2 protein-coding genes are annotated in these 19,814 nt (G+C 39.7%); both read right to left on the reverse strand.

Going from position 1 to position 19,814, the window contains the following annotated elements:
* Positions 1–4,559, reverse strand: a 4,559-nt coding sequence (locus H5S10_RS03860; protein ID WP_182588780.1) for a mucin-binding protein, incomplete at its 3' end; no start/stop codon positions are given.
* Positions 4,560–5,073: 514 nt separating this feature from the next.
* Positions 5,074–19,395, reverse strand: a complete 14,322-nt coding sequence (locus tag H5S10_RS03865) for a mucin-binding protein (RefSeq protein ID WP_182588781.1) — start codon at positions 19,393–19,395, stop codon at positions 5,074–5,076.
* Positions 19,396–19,814: the final 419 nt, after the last annotated feature.

Here is a 19,814-nt window from a genome sequence, read left to right on the forward strand (position 1 = left end):
TCATCATTATCAAATACCGCCCCAGCTGGGAAACCATCACTGACAAGAACATAGCCTTGGTTCTCAAGTTCCTTGATTTGATCAGCTGTACTGTAATCAATGGCGCTACCTGGCTTACCAGTTAAGTTACCTGAAGTTGCGATCTGTGCATTATTGTTATCTTGGTCAACATAGTTAACAACTGCAGTTTGATCATTAATAACTGGAGTATAGTGGACTGGTGTGTCCTTACCAGGGTCAGTTGGTGTTACCGTTGGTACTTCAGGGACAAAGCCAGGAATTGTTGGTACCGGTTCATTTGGTGTTACCGTTGATGGATCGGTTGGATCAGTTGGGTATTGTGGTTGTGGTACGTCTGGAATTGGCTTACCAGTTGGGTCAACTGGCACAATCTTACCATTCTTAGCATAACTTACAGTAACCGTGTAATTGTCGTTTTCGTGAGTAAGTGTTACACCCTTAACGTTGACACCATCACCATCACGATCAACATTAACCACGTGGTAACCTTCGACAACCGGTGTCTTCACACCTGTAACAGATTGACTACTACTCCAAGTCAATGGAGTTGTCCATTGACCGGTTACCTTATCAAGAACCCCTTGAGCAGTAAAGTTAACAGTTTGTTCAACTGGTTCACTGATCTTGTTGCCATCTGCATCAACATATTGAACAGTCCGCGTAACATTCTTTGTTACTTGGTCAGAACCTTGTGGGTACTTAGGACCGTCTGGATCGTTAGGGTTGATTGGTTCACCTGGCTTTCCTGGTTCATTAGGGTTAACTGGTTGTGTACCATGGCGGAATGTAACAGTGAAGACTTGATCGTGACCCTTGTCATTATCAAAGGCTGCATCTGCTGGGAAGCCATCATTGACAAGAACATAACCCTTGTCAGTAAGGCTCTTAATTGTGTCAGCAGTACTGTAGTTAATCTTGTCACCAGGTTGACCACTTAAGTTACCAGAGTTAGCCAGTTCTTCATTGTTAGTCAAGTCAATGTAACGAACTTGAGCGTTTTGAGTATTGTCAACTGGGTTGTAAACAACTGGCGTATCCTTAGTTGGTACTTCTGGAGTTACTGTTGGCGTTTCTGGAATGTAACCAGGAATTGTTGGTACTGGTTCGTCCGGTGTTACCTTAGTTGGATCTGTTGGATCGTTAGGGTAACTTGGCGTTGGTACGTCTGGAATTGGCTTACCAGTTGGGTCAACTGGCACAATCTTACCAACCTTCTTGTAAACAACTTCTGTTACAACATTTGGATTATCAGTAGTTGCTGTCAATCCACCAGCAGTTGTAACTTCAGCAACGTAGCCATCGATTACTGGAACATTAATCGTTCCGAACTTGTGGCTAGTTTCGTTCCATGAACCTTCAGTGATTGTCTTACCAGTTACAGAATCAATTACATCTGGTGTTCGAGTGAATTCACTGGTTTGAACATTGTTTTCACGAAGCGTATTACCATTTTCATCAACAAACTTAATTGTTTGTGAGGCTGGAATGTTTTGGCTATTTTGTTCAACTGTACCATTTTCTTCATAACTAACAGTGACAGTGTAGTTTTCATCCCCATGGTTCAATGCCACACTCTTAACATTGTCACCATCGGCATCGCGACTAACGGAAACAACATGCATTCTTTCAATAGCTGGTGACTCAACAGCCTTAACATCTTGTGCTGGTGTCCATGTTAATTCTCCTGGACCAGTGATCTTACCATTTTCAACCGTTACTAACTTACCAGTTACCTTATCAACCGTACCATTGGCAGTAAAACTAACTGTTTGGTTAACTGGTTGGGCAACTTGCTCTCCTGTCTTAGCATTTACATAACTAATTGTCCGAGTAACATCCTTTTGAAGATCCGTCTTATCATAACCAGCCCCAGGATGCTCAGGATTTACCGGAGCAGTTCCATGCTTCATCACAATTGTAAAGTGTTGATCACTATCACCATCATTATCAAAGGTCTGATTTACATCAAAATCTGAACTAACATATTCGTAGCCGAGGTCTTCCAACGCATTGATTGAATCAGCATAGCCAGTGAAACCAATCTTGGTATCTTCAATTCCATCAGCATTAAACTTAGTCGTTATCCCATTAATAACAATTTGTTGGTTATCATTGCTTTGATCAACAATCGTTAAGTCAGCTTTTTGGATTTGGTTATAAACGACCGGAGTATCCTTCCCAGGATCAGTTGGTGTTACTGTTGGTTGACTTGGAACCCAGCCCGGAACATCAGGAACTGGTTCATTTGGCGTTACCTTGGTTGGGTCGCTTGGATCAGTTGGATATTGTGGCGTTGGAACATTTGGAATTGGCTTGTCACTTGGGTCAACAGGGATAATTTCCCCATTTGGCATATAAGTAATAGTTATTTCAATATCATCTTGCGTAACAGCTGTTGCAGGAACAGTTGCTCGATCGGCATGGAAACCATCGATTACAGGAGTAGCTACTTGGTCATATTCCGTCTTTTGACCAGGAACAATTGACCAATCTGTATCGTATTCTCCACCGGTAACAGGTTCATGAGTGACAGCATCAATTGTAACCGTCCGACTCCATTTTGAAGTTTGAACATTATCAGCTGGCGTCTTTTCACCTGCACCAGTATACTTAACTGTTTCTTTAACGTCCTTAAGATAGCTGGATGGATCAACATTGTCATTTGGATGGTCAGGGTTTACCGGTAATTGGTTATGGGTAAAGTGAACTTCAAAGACATTTGCCTCATCTGCATATTTGCTTCCTGCCGTAAAGCCATCTGATACTAACTTATAGCCTTGACCTTCAAAGGTTGAAATTGAATCCTCAGTTGAGTATTCAATTGGATCACCGACATAACCTTTTAAATCGTCTACTTTAAGTTGAGTATTAGTAGTATCATCAATGTACTTAACTTGAGCAGTTGCATCTTTAGCGTACTCATAAGTAACAACATAGGTATAAGGGGTAAATTGACCATGATCGGCGCCATATGTTGTCCGCAATGTATAACCATCAAAGGTCTTAGGCGCTGTATGCCATTCACCAGCAGAATACCAGTTCTTGGCCTCATTAATTCCATTATTAGTTTGGTCGGGATTATTAACGTTAAAGGCAATTGTTTGGTCATCCGCCAGTTTATTCCCTTGTTCGTCAATAAATTTAACAGTTACGGGCTTATTCGGAATTAAGTTAATTGAAGTTGCTGCTTCATTCCAATTGTAGTAATCAGTATTTTTATGGTAATTAAAGGTTCCCATATAGGTATAACCTTGATTTTGGTACTTTTTGATAACGTTATTTGTTTTAGCTTCAACATCACCATTATCTGTTTCATAAGTATTACCTTTAACACCAGAAACATTAAACATATCATTGGGATCAATCGTACTCCATGCTGGCCCAAAGTATTCTCCATATTGAGCACCAGAACCCTTTTGACTATCTTTTGGGTTTGGATTGTCCATAACCTTTTTATACTTAAAAGTGTGAACTTGGTAGTTAAGATTCCCCTTTGATTGAATATTATTATACGTATCTATAAAGCTTGGTTGATCGTCAAGTTTATACCCAGGAATATCAATAGCATGAAGGAAGAACTTAGATGTGGCAATATCTTCTTTATCACCGTGATTATAAGCGTAACTTGCAGTTGAAGAAGTATTAGCACCAACTGATGATGTGGAAAGAACCTCACCAGTATCTTCATCAACGTACCGAACTAAAATTGGCGAAAGTGGGGCGTATTGAAGCGTAATATCAACATCTTTATCCTTAATTCGTGCCATATTACCATCCATCGTAAAGTTCTCATCAAGGACTTCAGGATTTAATAGTTTATATCCTGTTGGTGCTATTCCGAAAGAATATAGACTTGTGCCCTTCTTCCCTTCCTCATTGAAAACCCCATTTTTAAAATTGTAGTTAAAAATGTAGGAAGAGGTAATTGGCGCAGCACCAGTTGTAACATCAACAGCTTTAACATTTATCTTATAAGTTTGGTTAACATTTTCATTAGTAGTTGGAGTTGCAGCAGTCTTTTGTGTTGTTAACCCTTGAACACCAATGGCATTTTCAGTTGAAGGCGTCGTTGTAGGAATAAATGTTTCAGTCTTTGGGACTTGGGCTACATTGGCGGAAGCGCTATTTTGTGAGCTATTAGCACTAGCGGGAGCAATAGCAGAAGATGCACTATTTATTGTCGCAGAGGTAGCGCTATTAACAGCTGCTTCATAATCATTAGCGACTGACGTATCAATATTACCAGCAGGGTTAACAACAGCCGCCGAAGCATTTTGCGCAGCATTAGCGGCAGTTGCTTGTTTCATCGTTGCAGTGCTTGCAGAAGAAACAACAAGGTTATGATCAGTTTGTTCCGCACTCGCACTTCCAGAATTAGATGTCGAATTTGCATCAGTCGTATCAGCAGATGCTGTGCCGGCAAAGGTAACCCCTAACAACACGGAAGCAACACCAACACTTAGTTTTTTAATCGCGAACCGTTGCTTAGTAGGTTCATTTTTCTTAATTTGCTCTTGTAAATTTTTATGAGATAGCATTTTTATTTATCCCCCTTAATCAATAGATAAGCCAATCATTTTAACCTAGGCAGTAGCTGTTGTAACTTATTTCCACTATTTAAATATAAAACTTATTCTTCAAATTACAACTCAATTAGCAAAAACCAAGTTATCATCTGTTAATAATTCTAGCGTTTAAATACTGATAACTCAATAATTAACCGCAAATTATTTTATGCTAAATTAATAAAAATAAATGCAGTAAACATGAAAATTATTTCATATCTAGCACAATCTAATGTACTTCAATCGCGGACTTTAACTAATTTTACTAATATTGATCAATAAATTTTTTAATCTCCTAACAGTTCCATAGTAAGATAATTCTCTTAGCTAGCGATAAACTTTTTTTACAATCATACACAAAAAAGCCCTACAGTTAAAAACTGTAGAGCTTCTTTTATTAATGCAGCAAGTTGCTTGTGCCTCACATAGTTGTTAAGTCATAGTAATTAACTCAACTTGTTGCATTATTACTGTCTGAACATATTTTTTAATCTTCTTTGCGACGTTTCTTTCCAAATCCAACAAGACCAGTTAGACCAAGCGCAGCAAGTCCTAGAATTTCAGCACTATTAGCATCAGCATTACCAGTTTGTGGTAGCTTCTTAGCTTCAGCCTTCGTAGCTGCAGCTGGTTGCTGAGCATTATTTTGCTTAGCAACAGTTGGTTGTGGAGCTGCAGGATTTACAGAACCATTATCAGCTGGCCTTTCTGGTGTTGGTGTTACTTCATTGTTACCTTCTTGACCGCCGTTATCAACCGGAGTTTCTGGAGTTACTGGGGTATCATTGCTTGGCGTATCATCTCCAGGAGTTGTTGGGGTAGTAGTTGGTGTTTCTGGAGTAACAGGCGTATTTCCACGATCGTATACAACCGGTGTATCAGTACCAGGATCAGCTGGCGTTACAGTCTCACGTTCTGGAGTATATCCCTGAACAGTTGGTACTGGTTCGTTTGGTACGACCTTAGTTGGATCATTAGGATCAGTTGGATAAACTGGATGATCCGCGCCTGGAATTGGCGTACCAGTCTTGTCAACTGGAATTATATGACCATTTGGTGAGTAAGTAACAGTTTCGATAACGTCCTTATCAGGATCAGCTTGCGGAGCATTAACGACTGCCTTATCTGCATGGTAACCGTCAACAACTGGTGTATAAACACTGCTGTAACTACCATTCGTCGTCCATGGCGTTGTGCTAATCACTTCACCAGTTACACCATCAACTGATACGTGACGGTGCCATTGAACAGTTTCAACGTGATCAGCTGGGTTATTTTCGCCCGCTCCAACATAACGAACAGTAAAGGTTGTCTTCTTCTGCGTAGCATACTTACCACTTTCATCGTCGCCACCATGAGGGTTTTGAGGAGTAAAGATTGTTTCTGCATGTTTCAAATGAACAACGAAACTATTTTCACCGTCAGTAAATGTTTCACTACCATCCTTAAAGTTGTTAGATACTAATTCGTAACCTTGACCCTCAAGTTCACTGATCTTACCAGCAGTCGTGTAGCTGATCTTATCACCAACTTTACCACTGAAGTTATCAGTCGTAATCGTCTTACCAGTAGTGTCATCAATGTAAGTTACTTTACCTTGAACTGTAACTGGAGTAACCGGTGTATCAGGCGTGTAAACTACCGGTGTATCTTCCCCAGGATTAGTTGGTGTTACAGTTGGTACTTCTGGAGTATATCCAGGAATACTTGGAACTGGTTCATCTGGTGTAACCTTGGCTGGATCGCTTGGATCAGTTGGGTATTGTGGAGTTGGAACATCTGGAATTGGGGTTCCTGATGGATCAACTGGCACAATCTTACCGTTTGGCGTGTAGGTAACAACAACTGTGTAATCACTGTCACCATGGTTTACTGTAACCTTAGAAACATTATTACCATTGCCGTCACGGCTAACGTTTGTTACATGGTAGCCATCAATTACTGGCGTGTTTTGACCATTCAAGTCACCGTTTCCAGTCCAAGTAATTGGTGTTACCCATTTACCAGTAACGTTATCAATCACTCCGATACCAGTAAAGTGTGCAGTTTGTTCAACTGAGTCATGAAGTTTATTACCGTTATTGTCAACGTAAGTGATTGTCCGTGTTACATCCTTCGTTACTTGGTCAGAACCATCTGGGTATTGTGGACCAGTTGGATCATTAGGGTTAATTGGTTGACCTGGCTTACCTGGGTTTTCAGGTGTAATTGGTGTCGTTGTGTGTTCAACGTAAATTACAATGTTTTGATCACCCTTCGTAATACCAGTTGGAATTGTTACATCTGGGTTAACAACCTTGTATCCCTTATTAGTAAGCGAAGTAAACGTACCAGTCTTGTCATAGCTAAATTCAGTGCCAACGTTTTGACTATCACTTGTCTTACCGTATTCTGGTAAATCAGTATTATCAGTTACATCATGAACAGTAATTGTGATTGAACCCTTGTCTTGCGTTGGTGTTGGCTTGGTGTAAGGTACCTTTGTGTCGCCAGTTGGTGTATCAGGCGTTACATTTGGTACATTAGTTGTCCAGCCAGGAACAGTTGGCGTAGGTTCATTTGGCATTACCTTCGTAGGATCAGTTGGGTCATTGTGATAACTAGGTGTTGGAGCATCTGGAATTGGGGTTCCTGATGGGTCAACTGGAATGATCTTACCAATCTTGTGGTAAACAATGGTGATTTCCTTATTAGCATCCTCTGGAGTTGCCGTTTGACCTTCATAAGTCTTTTGTTCAGCAACGTAGCCATCAATTACTGGGGCATTAGCATTTGCGTACTTATGACTATTAGTATTCCAAGTACCAGTTTCACCAGACTTAGTAAATACAAACGTGTCATTAGTATTGTCATCTAATAACTTAGCATTATTGTTATCACCATCAACATAGTGCACAATTTGCTTACCAACAACTGTTTGATCAGCTGGAGTTGGTGTTGGCGTTACTGGGTTCTTAGCGTAGTTAATGGTAATTACAATGTTGCCATTAGTATGACTGATTGTCTTACCAGCAACCCTACCAGTGTTACTGTTAATGTCACTTAAGTCTTCGTTTGAAGCAGCAATGTTAGTAATGTGGTAACCATCAGTCTGAGGCCCTGCTACTTCATCAAAGGAAGCTTCATCAGCATTCCCATCCTTAACTGTCCAAGTCATACCATTAGCATTGCCAGTGATCTTGCCGTCCTTATCAACAGTTACCCATTGACCAGTAACCTTATCAAGTACTCCATTAGCTACAAAAGTAAGACTCTTTTCAACTGATGGAATATTGAGGCCGTCACCAATGTAATTAATCGTCCGTGTAATGGTCTTAGTTAATTGTTCTGGTTGTGTACCATCTGGATACTTAGGACCATCTGGGTTTTCTGGATTAATTGGTGTATTAGGTGTCTTTGGACCTGGTTGATCTGGATTTACTGGAACAGTATCGTGAACAAGGTCAACTTCGTAAGTAACTGTACCATTCGTGTAAGTTACCGTACCTGTTGGATAACCATCATGGTCAAGTTTGTAACCTTGGTTAGTGTACTTGGTGATGGTGTCCTTAGTGCTGTAATCTACATTTGAACCTTCATTACCAGTTGAAGTGGCCGTTTCAAGGGTCTTGCCCGTTGTCTTATCAACATAGTTAACAATTACGGTACCCTTTTGAACTGGAGTAGGCGCTACTGGTTTCTTGGCTAACGTAATTACTACTGAACTGTTTTGACTAGTTGGCGTAATTGTTTCACCAGCTACAACCCCATTATTCATATCAACATTAGCAGCGGTGTTGTTTTCACTCACTTTAACAATGTTGTATTGGGTTGTATCGATAGCTTTAGTTGCGTCAAAGTCATGGTTTTCAGCGTTCCAAGTAATATGACCCGCACCAGTGATCTTACCGTCTTTATCTACTGTTACCAATTGACCAGTTACAAGATCAACAACGCCATTACCGTTAAAGGTAAATGTTTGATGTACCGGTGTATTTGCTTGACTACCATCTTCGTAAACGTAAGTTACGTCACGTGTTACGGTGTTAGTCAATGTTTGTGGAACAAAGTTAGCCGGAATCTTATGTGGATGTTCTGGATCATTTGGATTTGGAACTTCTTGGCCAGGCTGTCCTGGGTTTTCAGGAGTAATTGGCGTAGTTGCGTGAACAAGGTGAACTTCAAAGACGTTGCCATCCTTTGCGAAGGTTTCGTTACCATCATTAAAGTTGTTTGATACTAAGTTGTAACCTTGACTTACGTAATTAGCAATCTTATCAGCTGTAGTATAGTTAATCTTTTGACCAACATTACCATTAAATGTTGCTGAGGCTAGAACGTTACCAGTTGTGTCATCGATGTAAGTAATTGAACCATTAGCGGGTACTGGAACTTCTGGGGTCTTAGTCAAAGTAATAACAATCGTACTATTCTGACTAGTTGGAGTTACTGTTTCACCAGCAACTGCCGTACCATCCACCTTAGCAGTAGTTCCATTTTCGCTAACGTTTGATACATAGTAACCATCATGATCAATTGCAGCTACATTAGCAAAGTCTTGTGAGTCATGATTCCAAGTGATCTTACCACGTTGGTTAAGAATGTTACCATCCTTATCAACTGTGACAAGGTTACCAGTTACCAAGTCAATTGTTCCTTCACCAGTAAAGTTTACGGTTTGAACAACATCAGCATGTGCCTTTGTTCCGTCAGCGTATTGGTACTGAACAGTCCGTGTAATCGTCTTTTCAAGATCAGTCTTAGATAAGTTTGGATTACTTGGTGTTGGCGTTTGTGGATGTTGTGGATCAACAGGATCAGTTGGGTTAGCAGGATTTTCTGGCGTTACTGGACGCGTACCATGCTTAACATTAATCACTACCCGTTGATTGCCATCAGTGTATTCAGTTGGAACAGTTGGCAAGTCACCGTCAAGGACATAACCCTTGTCTTCAAGAGCTGGCAAGTCCTTAGCATTTGGATTGTAGCTAAAGGCTGTTCCTTGATCTTCCTTCGTTTGAGGTTGACCATAACCTGGAATATCAACATTATCTGTTGTGTCATGGTAGATAACTTCAATTGTACCCTGCTTTACAGGTGTTGGTGGCGTTACCTTTTTAGCCAATGTAATTACTACTGAGCTGTTTTGACTAGTTGGTGTAATTGTTTCACTTGCTACTACACCATTAGTACGATCAACGTTCGCAGTAGTATTTGTCTTACTGATACCAACAACTTGGTAATTAGTAGTATCAATTGACTTAGTGGCATCGAAGTTATGATCGTTAGTATCCCAACTTGTCTTTTCAGCACCAGTTACACGGTCAGTTACTGTCTTACCGTTGAAAGTAAAGCTTTGGTTAACTGGCGTATCTGCTTGACTACCATCTTCGTAAACGTATGTTACATCACGCGTTACGGTCTTAGTAACATCCTTAGTAGTCGTGTCGTGAGTTAAGTGAACTTCAAACTTATTTTCACCATTCGTAAATGATTCATTACCATCCTTGAAGTTATTGGATACTAGCTTGTAGCCTCGACCTTCGTAACTAGTAATTCGACCAGCCGTAGTGTAATCAATCTTTTGACCAACGCTACCACCGAAACTTGCACTTTCGAGCGTGTTACCAGTCGTATCATCGATGTAAACAATTGAACCATTAGCAACTACTGGAACTTCTGGGGTCTTAGCATAAACAACTTTAATCGTTGAGCTTGCAGTATTGCGATTTACAGTTTGTGCAGTAACCGCACCATTGGCATCGACAGTAAATCCTGAAATACCGTTGCCGCTCACAGAAATTACGTGGTAGCCATCAGCGGTCTTCGCAGCAATTGCATCAAAGTTGGCATCTGTATCTGGAGTCCAAGTCAATCCATCAGCAAGACCAGTAATCTTACCATTTTCAACAGTTACCCACTTACCAGTTACATTATCTAAGTAACCAGAACCTTGGAACTTAGCTTCTTGGTGTTCAGGAGTCAAGCCTGGCATTACATTACCTTGTTCGTCAACATAAGTTACATCACGTGTAATTGTACGATCAAGGTATTCCTTAGTGTAACCATCCTTGTCATCTGGATGATCTGGGTTTACCGGAGTTGCACCATGGACTAAGTTGATTACCCACTTTTGACTGATGCCATTCTTATCATCAGTGTTGTCGTAGTTACCAAAATTAATTCCAGCATAGTTAGTAGCATCTAGGTTAGTACCGTTGTATGAAGCACCATCCCAAACGTAACCCTTGTTCAATAAGTTTTGAACAAATTCTTGAGCATTGCCAAAGCTGATTGCATCGCCTTCAAGACCAGGTTGAGTGTAACTACCTAAGTCTTGTTCTTGACCAGGAGTTGCATCGCGAATAGTCAATTGAGCATTTTGTTGCGTCTTAGCTGGAGTTTCATCCTTAGTTAAGTAGATAGCAAATTGTTGATCACTGTTATTTGCAGTTGCAAAGTTACCAAAGTTCAATTCGCTGTATGACTTGCCACTCATTTCAACATTGTTAGTTACATCTTGTGCATGGTCAAATACATAACCATTGTTAATGTAAGCAGAAACAATATCGGAAGCACTTCCGAAGTTAATTGCAGTGTCTTTAGCACCAGTAACGCTTGCTGTACCAACTTGCTTGCCGTTTGCGTAAATTGTCAATCCAGCTTTGTGGTTTTCAACTGGGTTTGCCTTGTAGTAAACAGTAGCTTCTACATTACCATGGTCGTAAGCAACATTTTGGATTTCCTGAATATCATTACCGTCAGCCAATTCACTTGGGGTAGTCTTAGCAGCATCAATTGTGTATCCTGCAATGGTCGGTGATACAACCTTAGCTAAGGTTGTTGGATTTGACCAAGCAAAGTCACTTAACTTAGCACTACTAATGTCAATTTGGTTAGCAATGTCATAATCATAAGTGATTACACCATTTTCAATGCTCTTAATCTTAAGCATCTTACCAGTTACCTTGTCAACACGACCTTGGCCTTTGAAGGTAAGAGTATTGGTGTAGTCTGTGGCAACAGGCTTATTAGTATCTTCATCAATATAATGGACTGTTTCAGTAACAGTTTGTGTCAAATCAGTTCGACCATAAGCATTTTCTGGATTAATTGGAGCGTAATCATGTACAAGATATACGTAGAATGATTGATCTACACCAGGCTTGTCATCAAATGTCCATTGACCTGCGGCATTCGCATAATCAGTACCGTATTTAGTTGGGTTGTTTGGATCACTAGTTGCTTGAACAATGCTATTAACCTTGTAGCCAGCTTTAATTAAGCTATCGATAGTAACTTGAGCACCGTTGAAGTTAATTGCAGTGTTATCGTCACCGGACGTCTTGAAGTTAGCAAGTTCCTTTTGGTTATCACTAAGATCAATGATGTGTAAGTCGGCATTTTCGGCTTGTGGCTTTTCATCTGGAGCATAAGTTACCGTTACTGTGTAATCTGAACCAGTGTGATTAATAGGAGTTGAAGCTACATCATTGCCATTTGCATCCCGATCAACACTTACAACGTGGTAACCCGGAATCTTAGGAGTGGTTACCCCATTAAATGTTTGATCTGCTGACCAAGTTAATGGAGTAATCCATTCACCAGTTACCTTATCAAGGACACCCTTTGCCGTGAAGTGTACTGGTTGTTGAACATCATTTGGTGTGTATTCACCGGCACCTTCATAATGAACAGTCCGCGTAATGGTCTTATCAATTGAAGCTTTGTCCGTTCCTGATGGGTACTTAGGACTATTTGGATCTGGATCTTTAGGGTTAATCTTGTCCCCTGGAGTACCTGGGTTATCTGGAGTTACTGGAACAGTACCATGTTTTACGTGAATCGTTACAGTAGTTGTTCCCTTAACAATTGATGAAGGAATATTACCGTCAGTTGATACATAAACGTAACCCTTATTTTCAAGGTTAGTTAAATCAGTACTTGGGTTGTAAGTTACTTGAGTACCAACATCTTGAGTACCTGTGTCAGTACCTACACCAGTCAAGTCCTTGTTATCAGTATCATCATGGAACTTAACAATTAAGTTACCTTGTTCAGCAACAATTGGGTTGTATTGAACGACAACATTAATATTGTCACTTGTATGAGTAATACCAGTGTAGCTCTTAACATTACCATTGCCATCATCAGCACCGTCAGTTACAACTTGGGAAGTATAACCATCGATATGCTTAGTTGGAACCAAATTAAAGTTACCTTCATCCTTAGTACCATCAGCAATCGTCCAAGTAATACCCTTAGTTTGGTCTGCTAATTCATTACCATTAGCATCAGTCCACTTACCAGTTACCTTGTCTAAGTAACCTGTACCTTGGAAGTGAAGCGTATCAGTTACTGGACTTGGTGTTTGGTCACCAGCGCCTTCGTAAGTAACAGTCCGTGTTACATCTTTAGTTAAGCTGGTTTGATCAGTGCCAGATGGGTACTTAGGACCATCTGGATTATCAGGGTTGATTGGCTTATCTGGCGTACCCGGCTTATCTGGAGTTACAGGTTGAATACCATGCTTAAACGTTACGTAGAATGTTTGAGTATTGCCGTTAACATTGTCAAAGCTTGGTTTAGTACCATTTGCATCAAAGCCATTTGATACCAATACATAACCTTGCTTTTCGTATTCAGCAATCTTGTCGGCAGTACTGTAGTTAATTGCATCCCCTGCTAGACCAGTTAATTGATCACTTTGTCCTAAATCAACAGGATGAGCTGGGTCATTTACGTCTTGGTAAACAACTAACGCATTTTGTTGTTCAGGAGTTGGAGCATCCTTAGTGTAAACAACATTTACAACTTGGTTAACGCCACGTTCAGGAGTAGCAAATTTTACGGTCTTAGTACCTGGAGTGTAACCTGTTACTGCTGGTGAATCAACATCAGTAAAGACACCCTTATCAGAAGACCAAGTACCTTTATTTACAACTGCACCAGTTACTTGGTCAACAGTGTTAGTCCGCGTCCAGTTAATAGTTTGTGTTGCACTATCATCTGGAGCCTTTGTACCATCTGCCATGATGTAGTGAACATGAGCAGTAGTTGTTGCAGTTTCAGTCTTGTCCCCAGTTGCGTGTTTCAAGTAAATCTTGAAGCTTTGGTTAGATTGAGAATCATTGTCAAAACTTGGATAAGTGAAACCATTTTGGGCATCCCCACTCATACCTTGACCTTCAGATTTTTCAAATGTGTAACCATTATTCAAGTAGTTTTGTAGTTGCGCGTTTGAACCGTCAAAACTAATTTGCTTACCTGATTCGCCACCAGCGGAGTAAGTTGCCAATACTCGTTGGTTTTGTGGATCATTATCATCAATAATTTGTAAGTCTGCAGCTTGAGCAGAACGGTTGTAAACAACAGTTACGCGTTGATTTACATTACGTTCTGGAGCGTTAAACTGAACATTTTCAAGACTTGGAGTGTAACCATCCTTTGAAAGGTCTGGGGATGTTACATCAGTAAATGCGTTCTTGTCAGCTTGCCAAGTACCTTCCTTCACAGTAGCACCAGTTACTTTATCAATGGTATTGGTGCGGGTGTAAGTAACAGTTTGAAGATCACTATCTTTTGGAGCTTCTACACCATTATCCGCAACAACATAGTGAACTTGAGCAGTTGCTGTAGCAGTTTCAGTCTTGTCTTCAGTATCGTGAACTAAGTAGATCTTGAAGTCTTGAGCATCGTTACCGTAAGTTGGGTAAGTGTAACCACTTTGAGCGTCACCACTAAGGTTACCTGCAGTCTTTTGAACCTTGTAGCCTTGACTCAAGTAACTTTGAAGGATCTCATTTGAGTTAGCAAAGTTAATTTGATCTTCACTCTTACCTTCGTTACTAAATGAAGCCAATTGCTTAGGTGAGTTAACATCGTTGTTATCAATAATTTCAAGGGTTGCCTTTTGCGTAACTTCAGGTGTCTTGTTCTTAGTGTAAGTTACAGTTACATCGTTAACCTTTTGACCTGGGTAAACAGTTACGCCCCCAACAGTTGAAATGTCAACCTTGTCATAACCTACTTCACTAGGAGTCTTAGAAGCTACAGAATCCATGTTTTGGGTTGTTGGCGTCCAAGCACGATCCTTATCCGTAGTCGTTACATTAGTAGTGCCATCAGTACTGTAGCCTAAGATTTGACCAGTTACCTTATCAATCACGGCATTACGTTCAAAGGAAACCGTTTGAGTGTAAGTACTCTTACCATCTGGAGCCCCATTTACTGGAGTTGTGGTACCATCTTCATTTACACCAACATAGTTAATATGACGAGTTACTTCAGTAGTTAAAGTGTCCTTAGTTAAACCATCTGGGTAAACTGATGGCTTATTACGTGGATCATTAGGGTTAATGTTGCCACCAGGATTATGGGGATTCTTTGGTGTAATTACTTCAGTTTGGTGACCGTAGTAAACGTTAACCACTGCATCCTTGGTGTTGCTATTGACAGTTACACGATCAGCTTGGGCTACATCTGGAGTAGTGTAACCTGCGTTTGAAAGATCTGGTGAAATTACTTGATCCCACTCACCAGTGTTCCAACCATCATCAGTAGCAGCCTTAGTAAATGTCTTACCATCCTCACTAACAGTACCGTAACCCATATCTTGACCAGTTGATGATACAACGTGTGTCCGTGATAATGTCACGTTTTGGGTTGTTGGATTACCAGCAATCAAGTTAGTTGGAATCTTTTCACCAGTTACCCGGTCATAGTAGTTAATCGTCCGCGTTACAGTCTTAGTCTCAGTAGTACCAGTGTATGTTGGTACTTCTGGAGTCTTAGGATTGTAAGTAACGACAGTTGTTGGGTTTTGGTTTGGATCTGGAGTTGGTGCTGGAACATTCGTCTTGTCTGGAGTGTATCCATCAAGGCTTGGTGTTGGTACATCAGTGTAGTTATCTGGAGTAGTCCAGTTACCAGTTGGGGTCGTTACCCCTGTGACCTTATCCTTAGTTCCTGGCCGAGTCCAAGTAATTGTTTGCGTGCTATCGGATGGTGGGTTAGTCTTGCCATCTGAAACAACATAGTGAACAGTTGAAGTAGTAGTCTTCTTGTCCGTTACGTTTTCAGTATCGTGAACTAAGTACAACTTAAAGTGTTGGTCACTAGCACTGTTGTTATCAAAGTTGCTGAAATTGATTTCACTGTATGAAGTTGGGTTAGAGGTTTGGTTTTGATCATTTACAAAACTATCGATCTTGTATCCGTTAGCGATTAAATCAGCAACGTAATTTGTGGAACCACTAAATGAAATTTGGGTACCAGTCTTACCACTATTATTGAAACTATTAAGTTCCTTGTTGTTATCGGTCTTATCGTAAATAACTAAGTCAGCTTTTTGTTCAACTTCTGGATTTGGATTATAAACAACAGTTACTACTTGATCACGATTTGGTTGTGGAGTAGTAAAGTTAGCGGCAGCTTGATCTGGAGTGTAACCAGTTACAGTTGGTGAAGTTACACTAGTAAAGCTGCTCTTGTCTGGAGTCCAAGTTCCTTCAGTAGTTGCACCAGTAACCTTGTCAGTAGTGTTAGTACGAGTCCAATTGATTGTTTGAACCGGACTATCAGCTGGGGCAGCTGGCTTGTTAGCTTCATTACCGGCAACAACATAGTGAACGTGAGCATTAGTTGTTGCATTTTCAGTCTTAGTATCAGTTCCGTGAACTAAGTAAATGTTGAAGTTTTGAACATTACCGTCAATATCATCAAAGTTACCGAAATTGATATTTGAGGCAGTACCAATTGAGTTTCCATTAGCATCAGCTGCACTATCAAATACGTAACCTGAATTCAAGTAAGCTTGAAGGGTTTGTGGTTCACCATCAAAGCTAATTGCACTATCCTTTGTACCATTATTATTTTCAAAACTGGTTAATTGCTTATTATTTTCAGTTTTATCGTAAATAGTTACCTTAGCTTTTTGTGGGGTATCTGGAGTCTTAGCATCTGGAGTGTAAACAATAGTTACATCAATATCACCAGATGTTGGAGTTACGTTAACTGCATTTGCACTACCATCAGCGTTAGCATTTACGTTACCAGTAATGTGGTATCCAGCTACTGGTTGACCAGCAACTTGAGTCAAAGTACCGTTAGCAGGAGTCCAAACAGTATCACCAGTCTTGCCAGTTACCAAGTCCTTGGTAGCAGTTCCGGTAAAGGTAACTTTTTGGTCTGCTTGTGGAGTCAAGTGACTTTCTGGCGTAGTGCCATCAGTAAAGATGTAGTGGAAACGACGCGTTACATCTTGGTTAGTTGTAACTTGTTGCGTTTGGTGACCATAGTAAACATTGTAAACAAGGTCTTGAGTAGTTGGTGTTACTTCATGAGCTGCTACAACATTTGCACTAGTTCCATCTTGGAATTCAGGAGCAGTGTAGTTGAATGCTGAAAGGTCAGCAGACTTCTTAGCAGCAAATTCATCAGCAGTCAAGCCTTCAGCAGTATGCCAATCTTGAGTTCTAAATGATTTACCATCACTGCCAACAGTACCGTAACCTACAACTTTACCATCTTGATCCAAGACCTGAGTACGAGTGAAAGTCACTTCATCAGTAACTGGATTTTGGCTAATTAAATCAGAAGGAATCTTTTCTCCAGTCACTTTGTCGTAGTAATTAATTGTACGATGAATTGTCTTAGATTCTTCAACACCTTGGTGGTAAGTAGTAGTTTGAACTGGGTTCTTAAAGTGAACAACGAATGCTTGAGTAGTGTTGTCATCGTTATCATAAACTGGGAAATCAACACTAGTAAAACTACCACTTGCTGAACCATTAGTTACACCATTACCAGTAGTACCGTTGTAAACATAACCTTGACCAATCAAGTTAGTAACAGTAGATGCAGCATTAGTGAAACTAATTTGGCTCCCTGCATCCCCACTAGCATCTTGTTGTGTACTCAAACTTGCACCAGTATCATCATTTACGAAAGTGATGTTAGCATTTTGCTTATTAACAATAGTGTTATCTGGAGTATACAAGATAATAACATCTTGGTTATTACCTTTTCCTTGGTTAATAAACATTGAACCATCACCAGCTGCTACCCCTGGACCTGGTTGCATGTTCACATCATTTACAAAAATCAGTTGACCATTAGGATAAGCCCTACTGTAGAAATACATTGGTACATAAGTACCCAAATTTGTAGTACTGATATTTCCAGCAGTAATTAAACTAGCTGAGCCATTATTATCATTATAACTATTTAAATCAACAGTACCTTGAGCATCTTTTTGTTGTGTAACATAAAATCTGTTAGGAGCAAGAGACCCAGTCTTAATATCATATCCAGTATTAGTAAACTCAACATCACCAATCCGTGAGGAAGATAGAGTCCCTGTAAGTGGCACATTCAATAAATCAGATGCTTTGATTTGAACACCATTATTAGTTGTAAGAGTAACATCTTGTTTCAAATCATCTGATTTGTATACAGATTCCGTTACCGACTCAGTTACAGGTGTCATGCCATTTTTTACAGAAGCATCCACTCTAATAGTCTTTTGAACAGGGGTAGCACTACGCTCAACTAACTTATAATACTTTCCATCAACTTTAATCACTGGAAGTTGAGCATCTGTATCATCGTATGTAGAGCCAGAAAGAGTCTCATCTGATTCTTTTTGAGCTAATACTTTACCAGTAGTGGCATCAACATACCAAATAGTTTGCTTAACTTTATTAGGAACAGATGCACCTGCACTTTGCCAAGTAGATGGGTTAGGTTGGTCCTTATCTAGGTCCATAACTAAGCTTTTACTATTTTGAGTAATATCCGCAGTCATACCTGAACTGACAATACTACCGTTTTGACCCACGATATCTAAACGGCTAAATGAGATACCACCCTTGTCTGATTTAGAAGTATTAAAAGTATATTGGCCACCCTTGTAACTACTACCACTCACAACTTGATTTGAACCAATATATACTGATTTCGTATTACCACTATTTTCTGAAAGGGAATCCGCTAACTGACCATTTTTATATAAATAAATAGTTTTACCTGGATTATCAGGATCCGTCGCAAATTCCCAGTGCGTACCATTATTTTTATCAGTATACCCGGCATAAACAACATGACCGTTATAAACTTGATTGGTATTTTTTAAATTAAAGTTAGGTTGGTATGTAGAAATTTCTACAGGAGCATCGTCATTTGTTGCTACTAATGACGTACCTAATAAGCGAGCCATATCAGCATTACTTAGCGCAAAGCTTCGCGGACTAAATGTTTGTGTAGCAATTGATATGCCTTGCGTATCAGTAACAGTACTTTCAGGAGCTGCACTTGTTTCAATAGCAGTTTGCGATGCAGCTGATTGTTGGCTAACATTACTTGTACTAGTTTGTTGAGCTACAGAGGCTGCTGAGGTTGCAACGCTATTTGCTGAATTTGCAACAGCGGTACTAGTTGAACTTTCAGCAATGTTATTCTGCGTTGTTTGACTAGCCATTGCAGCACTAACTGCAGCTTCGTATTCATTTGCAGCTGGCGTTTGTACATCGCCTGCTGGATTTTGTGAAGTTGCGGTCGCACCACTTGCTTGATTAGCAGTAGTCGCTTCTTTTAACGTTTGGTTATTAGCAGAATTTAAAACTAAATTGTGATCAGTTTGTTCTGAACCATCACTATTATTAGTATTTGCATCCGTGCCAGCATCGGTTGTATCAGCTGATACACCATTGGCAAAAGAAATACCTAAAAGAACTGAGGCTACACCAACAGATAATTTCTTAATGGTGAACCGTTGTTTTTTAGGTTCATACTTCTTAAATTGTTCCTGATGATTATTCCGTGATAACATCAAAATTCCCCCTTAGTATTTTTTATATCGCCAGCAATAAATATAATAAATAACTATAATACTTGTTTATTTACCTTTTCTATAATACTTGTTTTAATTTAAAACACAACCATTCTTTTGTCGATTTTTAATGCAGAAAGTTGCAATCGAGGTTATCGTTCGATAAAAGCTTGATATATTCGCACTTTTGCCTCCTTTAAAAAGCTAAAAAAGGTTTAAGTTTTTTTAAACAAATGATTTTTTTGTCATTTGTTAATCGTTAAGCATTTTACTTTCATTATATCATTTGATAAGGAACTAAAAATCTAACTCTGAGCTAAATTCATACTTTTTACATTAATAATTTATTTATTTTCCTTCTTAATTTCACCAAAATAAAAACAAAAGGCTGGGAGAAAAAGTTATTTTTCTCACCAGCC

The sequence above is a fragment of the Limosilactobacillus balticus genome, assembly GCF_014145615.1.
Taxonomy (GTDB): domain Bacteria; phylum Bacillota; class Bacilli; order Lactobacillales; family Lactobacillaceae; genus Limosilactobacillus; species Limosilactobacillus balticus.

Coding starts and splice junctions, on each gene's coding strand:
- H5S10_RS03865 (WP_182588781.1), bottom strand. CDS start 19,395: ATGTTATCACGGAATAATCATCAGGAACAATTTAAGAAGTATGAACCT.